A 14,515-nucleotide genomic window follows, 5' to 3' on the forward strand; every position below is an offset into this window, starting at 1 on the left:
CGTAAGGGAGGCTTCCGGCCCTCGACCGCTGGCTTAGAGATCGAAGTCGTAGTCGGCCAGTTGTTTTTGCAAGCGTCGTTCTTCCAGAAGATTGTCGATAGTACGGCGTTTGCTCAGATTGGTCTTGGCGACCTCTATCACGGGAGCCTCTGCACCATCATCATCCGACTCAACGAGGTCGTCTTCCACATCCAACTGTTCTTTGTCAGTGCTCATAACGTTAGCTCCGGAGTAAGACTGCCGTTGGCGCTCCTTATAACGATAATCCATGAACGGGTAAAAAAGATTTTTTCAATCGACTGATCGAGAAAACTAATGCCGCCTCAATCGTCCGACGTTTTGTCCTTGTATTCGCACAGGTCTTCGATGCGGCAGCTGCCGCAGCGTGGCTTGCGTGCCTGGCAAACATAGCGCCCGTGCAGGATCAGCCAATGGTGTGAGTCGAGCAAGTAGGGCTTTGGTACGAACTTCATCAACTGCTTTTCTACCTCAACCACGTTCTTGCCACGTGCAATGCCCGTTCGGTTGCTGACCCGGAAGATATGAGTGTCCACGGCAATGGTCAGTTGCCGGAATGCAGTGTTGAGCACAACGTTGGCGGTTTTGCGACCCACACCCGGCAAGGCTTCCAATGCTTCACGGGTTTGCGGCACTTCGCTTCCATGCAGCTCTACCAGCAGGCGGCAGGTCTCAATGACGTTTTTGGCCTTACTGTTGTAGAGGCCAATGGTCTTGATGTATTCCGACAACCCATCCACGCCTAACGCATAAATCGCCTCTGGCGTGTTTGCCACGGGATACAGCTTGGCCGTGGCCTTGTTGACGCCAACGTCCGTGGATTGGGCCGACAGGATCACCGCAATCAGCAACTCGAACGGCGAGGAGTATGCCAGTTCGGTCTTGGGTTCCGGATTGTCTTCGTGAAGTCTGCGGAAAATTTCCAGGCGTTTTGCGGCGTTCATGAGGCAGAAGATTCCTTGTTGGCGAGCAACGTGGTTTCGAATAGTGGGCCCAAGCCTGGAACCCTGCTACCAGTCACCGCGAAGTCTGAATTCCGAGCGCCCATCGATAGCGTGAGTACAACCATACTTGGCGGCGTGCCCAGCCACACGTCAAGCACCATGGGCATCTACCTGACGCTGGGCTTCATCGAGCTTGTTTTGCGCATCGGCCAATTGTTGTGCATCGGCCTGTTGATCCTGGGCTTTCTTCAATTCGGCGCGGCGCATCGCCAGTTGGATTTTGGCGCGCTTGAGGCCAGCGGTGTTGCTCACAGGCGCTGCGGGAATGTTGGCGGGTTCAAGTTTGGCCAGTGCCTGCTCAGCTGCCTCAAACTGTTGTTGTAGGACGATCAACTGGGATTGCTGGTCAAACGTCGGCGGATGCCCGAAGGCTTTCAATGATTTATGCAACTGAGCGCGGCTCATCGCGACATTGACTTTGGCTTTTTTCATCGCCGCGTCCTGTGCGGCCTGTGCTCCATCCAGCGGCACAGGCGTCACCTGCGCTGGACGTTTGGCCCGCGCCAGACGTTCTGCGAGCTTGTGGTCCTCTTCCCGTTGCAGGCGCGCGTTACGTTGCTCGAAGCGCCAACGTGCGCGATTGCGCTTGATATCACGTTCATGCCGCTCTTCGTCGTTGGCCGCCAAGCCACCTACGATAGGCAGTACGGTGATCGGAGGACGCATCTCGATGCAGTCTACCGGGCAGGGCGCGACGCAGAGGTCACAGCCCGTGCACTCGTCGATAATCACTGTGTGCATAAACTTGGCAGCGCCGACGATGGCATCCACCGGGCAGGCCTGGATGCACTTGGTGCACCCGATGCACTCGGCCTCGCGGATATACGCAACCTGCGCAGGTGCCTCGCCACGGGTGGTGTCCAGTTCCAGCAGCGGCAGGCTCAGCAACTGCGCGAGGCCCGCAATCGTTTCATACCCACCCGGCGGGCACTTATTGATGGCCTCGCCCTGGGCGATGCCCTCGGCGTAAGGCTTGCACCCTGGGTGTCCGCACTTGCCGCATTGGGTCTGCGGCAGCAGTGCGTCGATACGTTGAATCAGGCTCATGTTTTGATCATTGCATTGAAGCCCCGGAATGCTAGCGCCATCAGCTCGACCGGTAGGCCGCGAAAAGGTAGGAAAATGTCATTGCCCGCGATCTGCTGGCGTAAGTCGCTGAACAGTCTCAGCAACGGCCAAAAACCGAGACCGGTGTCCAGGCTCATCGCGAACATGTGAGGTAGGACCTTTGCGTGTGAGTCCACAGCAATACCAGGCCCAACACGCCCGCGTTATCCAGCCATAAGCTATCTATAGCCCTGTCGCCGAGACGACAGGGCTGTATTGCAGCGTTACTTGATGCGCTGACCCGGCTTGGCGCCGCTATCAGGGCTCAGCAGGTAGATCTCTTCGCCCCCAGGGCCGGCCGCCATCACCATGCCTTCGGAGATACCGAACTTCATTTTTCGAGGCTTGAGGTTGGCGATCATCATGGTCAGGCGACCATCGAGTTTGGACGGATCCGGATAAGCGCTCTTGATCCCGGAAAACACATTGCGTTGCTCGTCACCGATATCCAGCGTCAGGCGCAGCAGTTTGTCGGCACCTTCTACGGCTTCCGCCTTGATGATCAGCGCAACACGGAGGTCAACGGCGGCAAAGGCGTCAAACTCGATTTCCGGAGAAAGTGGGTCTTTGGCCAATTCACCATTTCCTGTTGGTGCAGTCGAACCGGTGTCGGTCTGGCTAGCAACGAGGTCTTCTTTCGAAGCGTCGGTCATGGCTTGGACTTTCACGGGATCGATGCGGGTCATCAGCGGCTTGAACTCGTTCAACTGGTGGTTGCTGAGCAAGGTGGTGTGGTCGTTCCAGGTCAGTGGCGCAACATTGAGGAACGCCTCCGCGTCGGCTGCCAGCAACGGCAGAACCGGTTTGAGGAAGATCACCAACTGGCGGAACAGATTGACACCTGTGGCGCAGATCGCCTGCACTTCCGCCTGCTTGCCTTCCTGCTTGTTCAACGACCACGGGGCCTTATCGGCGATCCAGGCGTTGGCGCGGTCGGCCAGGCCCATGATCTCGCGCATCGCGCGGGCAAAGTCGCGGGCTTCATAGGCGTCGGCGATGCTTGGCGCGGCGGCCCGGAACGCAGCGGTCAGTTCCGGTGCGGCATTTTCTGCCACCAGTAAGCCGGCGTTGCCCTTTTGGATAAATCCGGCGCAACGGCTGGCGATGTTCACGACTTTGCCCACAAGGTCCGAGTTGACCTTCTGTACGAAGTCTTCCAGGTTCAGGTCGAGGTCGTCGACGCCACGGCCCAATTTGGATGCGTAGTAGTAGCGCAGGTATTCCGGGGACAGGTGGTCCAGGTAGGTGCGCGCCTTGATGAATGTGCCACGGGACTTGGACATCTTCTGCCCATTGACCGTCAGGTAGCCGTGCACGGCAATGCCAGTAGGCTTGCGGTAGCCCGAACCTTCGAGCATCGCTGGCCAGAACAGTGCGTGGAAATTGACGATGTCCTTGCCGATGAAGTGGTACAGCTCGGCGGTGGAGTCCTTGCCCCAGAACGCGTCGAAGTCCAGCTCCGGCGTACGGTCGCAGAGGTTCTTGAAACTGGCCATGTAGCCGATCGGTGCGTCCAGCCACACATAGAAGTACTTGCCTGGCTCGTCTGGGATCTCGAAGCCGAAGTACGGCGCGTCACGCGAGATGTCCCACTGTTGCAGGCCCGCATCCAGCCATTCGGCGATCTTGTTGGCCACGGCATCCTGAAGGGTGCCGCTGCGGGTCCAGGTTTGCAGCATCTGCTGGAAATCCGGGAGCTTGAAGAAGAAGTGTTGGGAATCCTTGAGCACCGGTGTGGCGCCGGAGATGGCCGACTTCGGATCCTTCAGATCGGTGGGCGCATAGGTCGCACCGCATTTTTCGCAGTTGTCGCCGTACTGGTCTTCGGTGCCGCATTTCGGGCAGGTGCCCTTGATGAAGCGATCGGCCAGGAACATTTTCTTTTCCGGGTCGAAATACTGTGTGATCGAACGCTGGGCAATGTGCCCGGCGTCGCGCAGCCGCAGGTAGATCTGGTTCGACAGTTCGCGGTTTTCTTCAGCGTGAGTCGAGTGGAAGTTATCGAAATCCACCAGGAACTCGGCAAAGTCGGCGCTGTGTTCAGCCTGCACATTGGCGATCAGTTGTTCCGGGGTGATGCCTTCCTTTTCGGCGCGCAGCATGATGGCCGAACCGTGGGCGTCGTCCGCGCAGACATAAATGCATTGGTTGCCGCGATGCTTCTGGAAGCGCACCCACATATCGGTCTGGATGTACTCAAGCATATGGCCAAGATGGATAGAACCATTGGCATAGGGCAGGGCGCTGGTGACGAGGATCTTGCGTGGCTCGGACATGGGGCTCGGCTACTTGATGAAACGGAGGTCGGCCACTATAAAGCGCCAGGAAATTTATTTCACCCCGTGGCGCTGTTTCAGCATCTTCCCCATCTTCGAAAGCATGCCGTTAAGCGGCCGGAACGGTTAGGATAGCCGCCTGTTTCAGTCAGTCTTTTTTCGGGAGTAGCCCATGAGCGCCGTGAATCGCGCAGCGGTGGAAGCCGTTCTTCGCCAGTACACCGACCCCTATTTGAATCAGGACCCGGTCAGTGCCGGTTGTGTGCGCGCCATTGAGGTCCAGGGCGATCAGGTGTCGGTCCACCTGGAGCTGGGCTATGCCGCCGGTCTGTTCAAGAGTGGGTGGGCGCAGATGCTGCAAATCGCCATTGAAGGTCTGGATGGTGTGACATCTGCCAAGGTCGACATCCAGTGCGTAATCGCGCCGCACAAGGCTCAGGCGCAGATCCCGGGCCTGGCTAACGTCAAGAATGTAATTGCCGTGGCGTCCGGCAAGGGCGGCGTGGGGAAATCCACCACGGCTGCCAACCTTGCCCTGGCGCTGGCACGTGAAGGCGCTCGAGTGGGCATTCTAGACGCTGATATCTATGGTCCAAGCCAAGGCGTGATGTTCGGAATTGCAGAAGGCACGCGGCCGAAGGTCAAGGATCAGAAGTGGTTCGTGCCTATCGAATCTCTTGGCGTGGAAGTCATGTCCATGGCGTTCCTGACCGATGACAACACGCCGATGGTATGGCGTGGCCCGATGGTCTCCGGCGCCTTACTGCAATTGGTTACGCAGACCGCCTGGGGCGATTTGGATTACCTGGTCATCGACATGCCGCCAGGCACCGGCGATATCCAACTGACCCTCGCGCAGAAAGTCCCTGTGGCCGGCTCGGTGATCGTGACCACGCCCCAGGACTTGGCGCTGCTCGATGCCAAAAAAGGTGTGGAGATGTTCCGTAAGGTCAACATCCCGGTGCTGGGTGTCGTGGAGAACATGGCCGTGCACATTTGCTCCAACTGCGGCCACGCTGAGCATCTGTTTGGTGAAGGCGGCGGTGAAAAGCTGGCGACCCAGTACGGGGTTGAGTTGCTGGCTTCGTTGCCGTTGTCGATGGCGATTCGAGAACAGGCCGACGGCGGTAAACCTACTGTTGCGGCCGAGCCTGATGGTCAGATCGCCATGGTTTATCAGGAGCTGGCCCGTCACGTGGGTGCGCGGATCGTACTGCAGGAAGCATCAGCACCGGCAATGCCGACGATTACGGTGAGCGAAGACTGAAAAGGTTGCAGCGAAAAAAGCCTCGCGTTGTCGGGGCTTTTTCTTGCTCGCAAAACCGCCCACGAATATTAGTTGCGCATTTACGCAATCAGGCGTGTAAGCAATCGCCTACTTTTGCGTAAGTGTTTGGGTTTTTTACCTGGCGTGTGCGGCTAAAATCGATGAAGGCATTTTCTATCTGTATGAAATATAAAGATTATTTATCGTCGCCAGAGAGCGATCACGTGTCGGTCGGCGATTTGGATCCCATTGAACTTCCCTTGGAACTCTCTAACATCAGTCCTGTGTCCACGGATTGACACAGCCATTAAGGAACGATGGCTCAGGGAACGTCGCAGGATGCGATTCATCAGGATGATGAAAAGGAATAAAGGGACTAGGGAAAAAATGTGGGCGGGGTCATACCGCCCCTTTTTTTTGCCTGCAAAAAAGTAAATGCCTGCTCCAGAATGCAAAAAAGCCCCGGAAAGGGGCTTTTTCAGTTGGGCGGCGGCGCTATTAGCGCTCCAGGTGTTTGATCTTGCCTTTTTTACCATCCCAATCTTCTGCGTCAGGCAGCGAGTCTTTCTTCTCAGTGATGTTCGGCCAGATCTCCGCCAGCTCGACGTTCAACTGAATAAATTCCTGCATATCCGCCGGGACTTCATCCTCGGAGAAGATAGCGACGGCCGGGCATTCTGGTTCACACAGGGCGCAATCAATGCACTCATCCGGGTGGATGACCAGGAAATTCGGGCCTTCGTAGAAGCAGTCCACCGGACACACTTCGACGCAGTCGGTGTACTTGCACTTGATGCAGTTGTCGGTAACGACGAAGGTCATTTCTAATTTTCTCCTCAGGCGGCGGCAGCGAAACCCTGTGTGGCAGGGCTCGCGAGGTTCGGGAGCGATAGTCTGCAGGCCAGGCTAAGAGCCCGCAGCATCCCAAACCGCGCGAGAGTCTACCAGCTTGCAAGCGTCTGCGTTATATCCGAACTTGCAGTGCATATAACATTTCGAGCGCTTTACGCGGTGTTAAGCCGTCCAGGTCAAGCTTGGCCAGCTCATCCAGCACGGGGTGTGGCAGGCTGGCGAACATATCGCTTTGGTGAGGCGCGGAAGGTTTGTTGGCGGTCTTGGCTGGGCTGGTAACCACGGTTTCATGGGGCAGAGCCGTGGTTTCCAGGCGACTGAGGTGTTCACGGGCACGCACGATCACGTCGTTCGGCACTCCGGCCAATTGCGCCACCGCCAGTCCGTAACTTTGGCTGGCGGGCCCAGGCAACACATGATGCAGGAACACGATGCGTTCGTTGTGCTCCGTGGCATTGAGGTGCACGTTGGCCACCAGTGGCTCGCTTTCCGGCAGCACCGTCAGTTCGAAGTAGTGGGTGGCAAACAGTGTGTAAGCCCGCAGATGCGCCAATCGCTCGGCGGCTGCCCATGCCAGGGACAAACCGTCGAAGGTGCTGGTGCCGCGACCCACTTCGTCCATCAGCACCAGGCTGCGTTCGGTGGCGTTGTGCAGGATGTTGGCGGTTTCGCTCATTTCCACCATAAAGGTCGAGCGGCCACCGGCCAGGTCATCGCTGGAGCCGATCCGGGTGAAGATGCGGTCGACCAGGGACAGTTCGCAACTGGCCGCCGGCACGAAGCTGCCGATATGCGCCAGCAACACGATTAAAGCGGTCTGGCGCATGTAGGTCGATTTACCACCCATGTTAGGACCGGTGATCACCAGCATGCGTGTATCGTCGTCCAGGGACAGGTCGTTGGCGACGAATGGCGTAGTCAAGACCTGTTCCACCACCGGATGGCGGCCCTGCACGATGCGCATGCACGGTTCGCTGACAAAGCGTGGGCAGTTGAGATCAAGGTTCAACGCACGTTCGGCAAGGTTGCTCAATACATCCAGCTCCGCCAGGGCGGCGGCAGTGTCCTGCAGCGGCGCCAGTTGGCTGATCAAGTCTTCGAGCAAGGCCTCATAAAGCATTTTCTCGCGAGCCAGGGCACGGCTCTTGGCTGACAGCGCCTTGTCTTCGAACTCTTTGAGTTCCGGTGTGATAAAGCGCTCGGCGCCTTTGAGGGTCTGGCGACGTTGATAATCGATCGGTGCCGACTCGGCCTGCTTGCTTGGTAACTCAATAAAGTAGCCGTGCACGCGGTTGTAGCCGACCTTCAGGTTGGCGAGGCCGGTGCGGGCTTTTTCGCGGGCTTCCAGGTCAATCAGGAACTGCCCGGCGTTTTCGCTCAGGGCTTGCAGTTCATCCAGCTCATTGTCGTAACCGGTCTTCAATACACCACCGTCACGGATGATCGCCGGCGGGTTATCGATGATGGCTTTTTCCAGCAACGCGGCCAGTTCCGGGTAGGTGCCCGCCGTGATTGCGAGCTGTTGCAGGTGCGGCGTGTCCAGCTCGGTCATCGCCACTTGCAACTGCGGCAGGGCGCCAAGGGCGTCGCGCAGGCGTGCCAAGTCACGAGGGCGCGCATTTCGCAGTCCAATCCGTGCCAGGATCCGCTCAATGTCACCGATTTCTTTCAGCTGTGGCTGGAGCTTTTCAAAGCGATAGCCATCCAGCAGGCAGGTAATAGAGGTTTGACGCGCTTGCAGCACGCTCAGATCCCGCAGCGGACGATTCAGCCAGCGCGTCAGCAGACGGCTGCCCATGGCAGTCTGGCAACGGTCGACCACCGATTGCAGCGTGTTGTCACGCCCGCCGGACAGGTTGGTGTCCAGTTCCAGATTGCGACGGCTGGCACCATCGAGCACCACGGTATCGTCCAGGCGCTCATGGCGCAGGCTGCGCAAATGCGGCAGGGCAGTGCGCTGGGTTTCCTTGGCGTAGCTGAGCAGGCAACCGGCGGCGCCGATGGCCAGGGTCAGGGTTTCGCAACCGAAGCCTTTCAGGTCTTGTACCGAGAACTGCTGGCACAGGCTTTTGAGCGCCGAATCACGCTCGAAATCCCACGGCGCACGGCGCTTGGTCCCACGACGTTTTTCCGCCGGCAGGTCCTTCGGCCAATCGTCCGGGATCAGCAGTTCAACAGGATTGATGCGCTCCAACTCCGCCAGCAAGTTCTCCCAGCCCTTGATCTCCAGCACGCTGAAATTGCCGCTGGTGATGTCCAGCACGGAAAGGCCGAACAGCCGTTCATCGCCCAACACCGCAGCGATCAGGTTATCGCGACGCTCATCCAGCAGCGCCTCATCACTCACCGTGCCCGGTGTAATGATGCGCACCACCTGACGCTCTACCGGCCCCTTGCTGGTCGCCGGGTCGCCGATCTGCTCACAGATCACCACCGACTCGCCCAGCTTCACCAGCTTGACCAGATAGCCTTCCAACGAATGGTAAGGAATCCCACACATTGGAATTGACTGTCCCGCCGACTGCCCGCGCGCGGTCAAGGTAATGTCCAGCAACTTGGCGGCCTTCTTCGCGTCTTCGTAGAAGATCTCGTAGAAGTCGCCCATGCGATAGAACATCAACTGATCAGGGTGCTGGTTTTTCAGGCGCCAGTATTGCTGCATCATCGGGGTGTGGCTGGAGAGGTCGGACATACGGGGCTTTCAACTCTTCCTGTCTAATAGACAAATCAAATCTGTCTAATACTACAGGCAAAAGCTATGAGGCTGCGACCTGCCGAGGGCCTGAGCGCTTGATTCCATTCGAAGTATTTGATGATAGCATTGTGCCTAATGATGGCTGTCGATTTCGTACAGAGGATGAAATGGATACAAAGGACGTTAAATCTGGAAGAGCAAAAAAGCCGAAAGGTCTTTTTACATTGCTGAGACTAAGGGACTTATCTCTGCTTCTTTTGTTTTTGGTATTTGCTTATCGATTGGCGATGATGCCTGAATTGGGAAGCCTCAATGAATATAGGTTTACTGATCTGTTGAGTATGGCATTGGCTATATTTGCCATCGCGTTGTCAGTGGCTTTTTACATGAAAGCGGATGAGTCATCAAAAACTTTTTATGATAATACTCATAAGTTTACTAATCGAATGTCTGAAATGCTCGGTAAAATAGAGGCTGGATTTGGCGAGAAACTCAGTCAGCTCCAGGTTGGATATGACGGTATAAATTTAAAAATTGATAATTTGCCTAAGATGATCTTGAGTCCTGCAGATGATAGGGAGGGAAGATTAAGTTATGAAAAAATACAATCCGAACTTGATTCGATGCGAGAAACTATTGAGACACTCGGCGGCGCAGGAGCGGTCAAGGACGAAGAAATAGAAAAGTTGAGAGGGCAGCTAGATAATGTCAATAAGAATATCAAAGCCACGCAGAGGCGGGCAGAAAGTCTAAGTGTTATTGAGGTTGAAAGTGGCGTGTATGTCCCGATCCCTCCTCAAGAGATTCTTAAGCCAATTTTGGATGTTATGAAAAGCTATTTTCTTCCAGTTGATCGTCCCGGGAAGGAAGAGGTCATCAGGAAAAAATTTATGTCTGTGTATGCTGATGCAAACTTACCGGACGAGTGTATAGAGTTTCTAAAAGAGTACGATTTGATCACGCACAGAGGCGGTCTTACTGGCAAGGGTGTACATTTCTTTCGTCTGCTAGTTGCTAACTTTATCTAGCGTTGAAAACAGTCTTGGAGGGGTGGCTTTGTTTATCTTTCTCAGCCTTAAATATCGCTGCGTCATCTTGGCGTCAGTATGACCGCCAAGTTTTTGCGCGTCGTTACCCTGGTCATCGGTATCGGAAAGTGACTTGGCGCGAAGATCGTGAAGGCTCGCATCTTCGACACCTGCTTTCCTGCAGCTGATCGCAAAGGCGTCCTTCACTGAGCTGTAGTGCACAGGCTTTCCGCCGCGAGGGGAGCAGAATAGGGTAAGCCCACGAATCTTTCTGGGCAGCGCCTTGACCCGGGCGATCAGCTCTTCCAAATCTTGGGTCATCTGTACCAGAAGCCTGGCGTTCGTCTTCTCCTGCTTGAAGGCAATGCCGTCGGTGCTTATGTCGGCAAGGCGGATTGCCAGGACGTCGCCGATGCGCTGGCCGGTCAGGTAGCACATCTCGTAGATGGCACGCATGTTGTCACTGGAGTTTGCACAGATCGCCTGGAATTCGCCGTGGGTGATGTAGCGATCGCGCTTGTGCTCCAAGTGTCGGCGCACGCCGATGCACGGGTTCGAGTCAACGATCTGGTGCTCCAGCGCGTACGTGAAGACGGCGCGCAGAACCGAGATGACCCGATTCGACATATTCGGCGTTTCCGCCATGTGCAACTTGAGGGCGACTACGTGCCGTTGAAGCACCTCGCGCGGTTCGAAGTCGGCGAAGTTTTCCTTCAGACGCTCACATGCCGCCTCGTACTGCTTGAGTGTGTTCGGCTTCAGCGCTGGCTTCGTTCTGGTGCGCAACGGGAGCGTGCAGTCGGGGCTATCTACTGGCCTGGCCGACCTGGACAAGCTGATCCGTGGCCTGCGCAAGAAAACCGTGACGATTGTTGCCGGCCTACCGGGCAGCGGCAAGACAACTCTCGGCTTGCAGATCGCCCAGCATATCGCCTGCACCGGCCTCGGCGTCGGAATGGTGTTCTCGCTGGAAATGCCTGAAGAGGAGCTGGCCAACCGCGCGCTGGCGTCGCTTGGCAGCATAGACCTGCAGCTGCTCGACAACGGGAAGCTGGAGGACGACGACTGGCCGCGGCTGACCTCCGCAGTCAACAAGATCATGGATAAGCCTCTCTACGTCAGTGACAAGTCGGGCCTGACTGTGCCGCGCATTCGCAGCATTTGCCGGCAGGTTACCCGAATGGAACGCCGGCGGCACCAGCGACGATTGCGGCGAACAGCCGGGTCCTTGTTGATAATCCCTTTCCTGGCGCGCCAGTTATCCCAATAGCCGAGGTGCTGTTTAACGGCATCTGGTCCGACCCGGGGTTTCTATTTGGGTCGGGGGCAGGCTACGGCACAAAAGCCAGCAAAGTGGATGTTGGTGACAAAATCGCAATCCAAACGGGCAGCCTCCAAGTTTTGGCCGCGAGCGCCCAAGCAGGTGGTGGCCACAACACGACCGTAAACGCATCTGGCCCACTGCCTTATCGCTTGAGAGCATGGAGGATCAAAGGGTGAATACTTACGCAGAGGTTGGTATCAGCTTTCAGCAGATGGGCGGTGATTGCCCTGAAGGCTGGGTGGAGATGCTTGGTCCGCGGCCTGATGATGAAAATTCGCTCAACTATACGGCCCAGCCAGACGGCACCTGGGCGATATCAGAAGAAACTCTTCGGGCGAAACAGGCTGAAGTAGAGTCAGTGTGGCGGAAGCTGCAAATGCCTGTCGCCCAGCAGAACGTAACGGCGTTGAGCTACGGCGCCGATGATATCCCAGGATCGGAAGAGGACTGGCAGAAGTACTGGCTCGCGCTGCGCAAATGGACCGACACCAATCCCGACTTCCCGGACAGTGCCAAGCGCCCCGTAGCGCCGAGCTGATCCGCCACTGACATCCTGGCGCGCACGCTATGGGGCGAGGCCCGCGGCGAAGGCCTCGACGGGCAAATCGCCGTTGCCTGGACGATCCGCAACCGCGTGTTCGACGGCAAGGACAAGTCTTGGTGGGGGGAGGGCTACGCGGGCGTATGTCTGAAGCCTTGGCAGTTCAGCTGCTGGAACCAGAACGACCCGAACTATGCCTACCTCAGCGGCGCCAAACCGATCCCTGCTGCGCAGTTCGCCCAGGCCCAGCGCGCTGCTGACCAAGTTATGTCTGGCTCGGTACCGGATCCAACTGGCGGTGCCACGCACTACTACGCAACCACGATGCCCAAGGCGCCGGCCTGGGCGGCGAAGGCCAAGCAGACGCTGCGCCTCGGGCACCACGTCTTCTTCAAGGATGTGCCGTGATGACGCCCGTGCAGAAGCTGGCCGGACTGGTTCTGCTGATCCTGGTGCTGATGGCCAGCGCCGCCGGTGTCACCTGGCAGGTGCAGGGCTGGCGAATGGGCAAGAAACTCGCTGAGCAGGCCGGCTTGCATAAGGATGACATGGCGGCGATCAGCAATGCCGCCGCCGCCCAGGCCAGAACCCAGCAGGACAAACGCCTGGCCACCGAGCAGCAACTTGCCGCGCAGGACCAACAACACACGAAGGAATTATCCGATGCCCAACGTAACCAGGCTGTTTTGCGCGATCGCCTTGCCATTGCTGATGTGCGGCTGTCAGTCCTTCTCGACGCCACGGATTCAGCCAGTAGCTTCAACGTGCCTCCCGCCCCCGGCACGGTCGGCGTGGTTCATGCAGCCCGTCGAGCCCAACTTGACCCAGCGCATGCTCAACGAATTATTGCCATCACCGATGAAGGCGATCGAGGACTGATCGCGCTGCGGGCGTGCCAGGCATATGTCAGGACGATCGCGCCTGATTACTCTCCATCAGCAACGGCTCCACTTGATCTGGAGGGCACGCTGATCCTTGGGCGTTAATCGCGCGGATACGGGTTTACCATACACTTATCTATTTCTGATTGCCGCCAAGCTACTGAGTTTGGACCTATTTGTGTTTGCCTCGGAAAGGTACCCTCTTTGATCCTTCGATAAACAGTATTACGGCTCAAACCAGTGACATGAAGAACCTCGTTGAGACGCAGGTAGCGATCAACGGCAAGTATCTCTATCAATATTTGGCTCCTTGCCAATGAAGATGGCGGCTGATGGACGTCAAAGTCATGATTTCTTTGCCCGCTTTCGTCGATCTTCCTTTACCGTGGGCTTCCCGAGGATTTCTGCAACCAACCTATTAAATTCTTCTGATGTTTTCGGAGTGCGGGTGGAGTTACCGATCAATAGTCGGGATGATTCTGTATTTGCTTTCTTGTCTATGGAGTGCGTTGCTATGTATGCATCCGCCCATCGGTCGAGTTCGTTTCGATCAAAGCCGATGCCACGCTCGCCTATCGGAAATTCTCGTACATAGGGACGAACGGCTTTGTCAAAAACTCCTCTGCACATTCCCAGATAGCTGGGTGCCTGGTAAGCCCTGAGAAATCGCGGCTGAACGGGAAGTTTGCTCATTCGCTCCGTATCCAAAGGTGAGACGCGACCTCATTGAGCAGCGCAGCGAGCGCCATGCGATTATTTGGAAAGAGATCGCGCCAGAGTTAAATCCTAACATCAGCTTGGTGAAGGAGATGGCTAGCCGATCAACGGCCGATTCTTTTCAAGGTAGGAGGCGCCAGCCTCTTTCTGCCCACTCTTACAGACTTGTTTTCAACCCTGCCGTCCCTGTAGTCCGTCAAAAACTGCATTACGTCTGCTCTCAACCAGCAATGCCTAGTGCCCATCTTGAAACCCTTGGGCAGCCAGGTAACGCCCCGGCGAATCCCTTCTCTGACCGACGCCTCGGTTCTGCCCAAGATCCGAGCCAGGTCTGCAACGTAAATCACCTCAGATTCCTCGCTCATAACGTCCTCTGGATTTTTCCCTACGCGTTAGGCTTTTGCTTTAGACGTGCGAGACCCTGCTTGATGTGCCCGGAGTTCTCACCAATCGCGTGCAGGGCGCCACGCACGTTGTCGCTTAACTCGGCGCCACCTTGGCTTTCGACCATCAGCGTGAACTCCATCAGTGCAGCCTCAAGGGCGAGCCGGTTCTCGCAGATGCGCTCCAGAACATCAGATAGGGCGTATTCGGGATGGGCATAGCTTCGTCTCCAGTTGGTGGCATGGAGAGCGTAGACCAGGGCAGCGGGGCGATTGCGAATCGCAGGCAAAGAAAAGCGCGCGATGGGGATTAGCGGGCTTAAAGGGATGTTCTCTAGGAGCTGAGACGATCTTAGGCGCTCAACTGTGAAAAGGTCGTGAAAGCCCAGAAACAAGAAGCCCGGCGCCGGGCCGGGCACACG

16 protein-coding genes and 1 pseudogene are annotated in these 14,515 nt (G+C 56.8%); 6 read left to right on the plus strand and 11 right to left on the minus strand.

What is annotated here, in order from left to right:
* Positions 1–33: 33 nt before the first annotated feature.
* From CKW32_RS02395 to metG, 5 genes and pseudogenes are all read right to left on the minus strand, one after another.
* Positions 34–216 carry a PA3496 family putative envelope integrity protein gene (locus CKW32_RS02395; RefSeq protein WP_032891782.1) on the minus strand — a complete coding sequence of 61 codons (183 nt, stop codon included), beginning with the start codon at positions 214–216 and terminating at the stop codon, positions 34–36.
* 107 nt (positions 217–323) lie between these two features.
* Positions 324–962 carry an endonuclease III gene (gene nth / locus CKW32_RS02400; RefSeq protein ID WP_095183952.1) on the minus strand — a complete coding sequence of 213 codons (639 nt, stop codon included), beginning with the start codon at positions 960–962 and terminating at the stop codon, positions 324–326.
* 720 nt (positions 963–1,682) lie between these two features.
* Positions 1,683–2,048 (minus strand): annotated as a pseudogene (locus CKW32_RS28760) (RnfABCDGE type electron transport complex subunit B); the annotation flags it as partial.
* 17 nt (positions 2,049–2,065) lie between these two features.
* On the minus strand, positions 2,066–2,236 hold the full coding sequence (locus CKW32_RS02410; RefSeq protein WP_177434246.1) for a hypothetical protein: 171 nt from the start codon (positions 2,234–2,236) through the stop codon (positions 2,066–2,068).
* 117 nt (positions 2,237–2,353) lie between these two features.
* Entirely contained in the window at positions 2,354–4,405 is a 2,052-nt protein-coding gene (gene metG / locus CKW32_RS02415; RefSeq protein ID WP_095183954.1) for a methionine--tRNA ligase, read from the minus strand.
* Positions 4,406–4,577: 172 nt separating this feature from the next.
* On the opposite strand from metG, the gene apbC reads away from it, so the two are divergent.
* Positions 4,578–5,672, plus strand: a complete 1,095-nt coding sequence (gene apbC / locus CKW32_RS02420) for an iron-sulfur cluster carrier protein ApbC (RefSeq protein WP_095183955.1) — start codon at positions 4,578–4,580, stop codon at positions 5,670–5,672.
* 498 nt (positions 5,673–6,170) lie between these two features.
* Here apbC and fdxA read toward each other — a convergent pair whose 3' ends face one another.
* Positions 6,171–6,494: a ferredoxin FdxA gene (gene fdxA / locus CKW32_RS02425; RefSeq protein WP_095183956.1), complete on the minus strand. Its 324-nt coding sequence runs from the start codon at positions 6,492–6,494 to the stop codon at positions 6,171–6,173.
* Between the two features lie 142 nt (positions 6,495–6,636).
* A complete protein-coding gene (gene mutS / locus CKW32_RS02430) occupies positions 6,637–9,216 on the minus strand; it encodes a DNA mismatch repair protein MutS (protein ID WP_095183957.1) in 2,580 nt (859 codons plus the stop codon).
* Between the two features lie 98 nt (positions 9,217–9,314).
* Here mutS and CKW32_RS02435 point away from each other — a divergent pair, with 98 nt between their 5' ends.
* Positions 9,315–10,247 (plus strand): hypothetical protein, encoded by a 933-nt coding sequence (locus CKW32_RS02435; RefSeq protein ID WP_143499311.1) that lies wholly within the window; start codon positions 9,315–9,317, stop codon positions 10,245–10,247.
* Here CKW32_RS02435 and CKW32_RS02440 read toward each other — a convergent pair.
* The gene (locus CKW32_RS02440) at positions 10,227–11,033 is read right to left on the minus strand and encodes a tyrosine-type recombinase/integrase (RefSeq protein WP_256585212.1); all 807 of its coding nucleotides are present in this window, start codon (positions 11,031–11,033) and stop codon (positions 10,227–10,229) included. The genes CKW32_RS02435 and CKW32_RS02440 overlap by 21 nt on opposite strands.
* On the opposite strand from CKW32_RS02440, the gene CKW32_RS02445 reads away from it, so the two are divergent.
* The 4 genes from CKW32_RS02445 to CKW32_RS02460 all read left to right on the plus strand — a co-directional run bounded on the left by CKW32_RS02445 (position 11,026) and on the right by CKW32_RS02460 (position 13,098).
* On the plus strand, positions 11,026–11,517 hold the full coding sequence (locus CKW32_RS02445; protein ID WP_256585213.1) for a DnaB-like helicase C-terminal domain-containing protein: 492 nt from the start codon (positions 11,026–11,028) through the stop codon (positions 11,515–11,517). The two genes, CKW32_RS02440 and CKW32_RS02445, sit on opposite strands and share 8 nt — an antisense overlap.
* 226 nt (positions 11,518–11,743) lie before the next feature.
* Complete coding sequence (locus tag CKW32_RS02450; protein ID WP_143499313.1) at positions 11,744–12,109, plus strand: hypothetical protein; 366 nt, start codon at positions 11,744–11,746, stop codon at positions 12,107–12,109.
* Between the two features lie 12 nt (positions 12,110–12,121).
* Positions 12,122–12,520 (plus strand): cell wall hydrolase, encoded by a 399-nt coding sequence (locus tag CKW32_RS02455; protein ID WP_095183960.1) that lies wholly within the window; start codon positions 12,122–12,124, stop codon positions 12,518–12,520.
* Positions 12,520–13,098, plus strand: a complete 579-nt coding sequence (locus CKW32_RS02460) for a lysis system i-spanin subunit Rz (protein ID WP_095183961.1) — start codon at positions 12,520–12,522, stop codon at positions 13,096–13,098. The genes CKW32_RS02455 and CKW32_RS02460 overlap by 1 nt, the downstream gene beginning before the upstream one ends.
* Here CKW32_RS02460 and CKW32_RS02465 read toward each other — a convergent pair.
* The 3 genes from CKW32_RS02465 to CKW32_RS02480 form a co-directional block, all read right to left on the minus strand.
* The gene (locus CKW32_RS02465; protein ID WP_371853977.1) at positions 13,095–13,310 is read right to left on the minus strand and encodes a helix-turn-helix transcriptional regulator; all 216 of its coding nucleotides are present in this window, start codon (positions 13,308–13,310) and stop codon (positions 13,095–13,097) included. The two genes, CKW32_RS02460 and CKW32_RS02465, sit on opposite strands and share 4 nt — an antisense overlap.
* 28 nt (positions 13,311–13,338) lie before the next feature.
* Complete coding sequence (locus tag CKW32_RS02470; protein WP_095183963.1) at positions 13,339–13,686, minus strand: hypothetical protein; 348 nt, start codon at positions 13,684–13,686, stop codon at positions 13,339–13,341.
* A gap of 409 nt (positions 13,687–14,095) precedes the next feature.
* Positions 14,096–14,353, minus strand: coding sequence for a hypothetical protein (locus CKW32_RS02480; protein WP_095184316.1), 258 nt, complete (start codon positions 14,351–14,353; stop codon positions 14,096–14,098).
* Positions 14,354–14,515 lie beyond the last annotated feature (162 nt).

Source organism: Pseudomonas sp. Irchel 3H9 (genome assembly GCF_900187495.1).
In the GTDB taxonomy this organism is placed as follows: domain Bacteria; phylum Pseudomonadota; class Gammaproteobacteria; order Pseudomonadales; family Pseudomonadaceae; genus Aquipseudomonas; species Aquipseudomonas sivasensis.

What these genes read in the sequence shown, in the direction of transcription:
- mutS (WP_095183957.1), bottom strand. Translation starts at nt 9,216, where the DNA reads ATGTCCGACCTCTCCAGCCACACCCCGATGATGCAGCAATACTGGCGC.
- fdxA (WP_095183956.1), bottom strand. Translation starts at nt 6,494, where the DNA reads ATGACCTTCGTCGTTACCGACAACTGCATCAAGTGCAAGTACACCGAC.
- metG (WP_095183954.1), bottom strand. Translation starts at nt 4,405, where the DNA reads ATGTCCGAGCCACGCAAGATCCTCGTCACCAGCGCCCTGCCCTATGCC.
- nth (WP_095183952.1), bottom strand. Translation starts at nt 962, where the DNA reads ATGAACGCCGCAAAACGCCTGGAAATTTTCCGCAGACTTCACGAAGAC.
- CKW32_RS02460 (WP_095183961.1), top strand. Translation starts at nt 12,520, where the DNA reads ATGACGCCCGTGCAGAAGCTGGCCGGACTGGTTCTGCTGATCCTGGTG.
- CKW32_RS02470 (WP_095183963.1), bottom strand. Translation starts at nt 13,686, where the DNA reads ATGAGCAAACTTCCCGTTCAGCCGCGATTTCTCAGGGCTTACCAGGCA.
- CKW32_RS02395 (WP_032891782.1), bottom strand. Translation starts at nt 216, where the DNA reads ATGAGCACTGACAAAGAACAGTTGGATGTGGAAGACGACCTCGTTGAG.
- CKW32_RS02410 (WP_177434246.1), bottom strand. Translation starts at nt 2,236, where the DNA reads ATGTTCGCGATGAGCCTGGACACCGGTCTCGGTTTTTGGCCGTTGCTG.
- apbC (WP_095183955.1), top strand. Translation starts at nt 4,578, where the DNA reads ATGAGCGCCGTGAATCGCGCAGCGGTGGAAGCCGTTCTTCGCCAGTAC.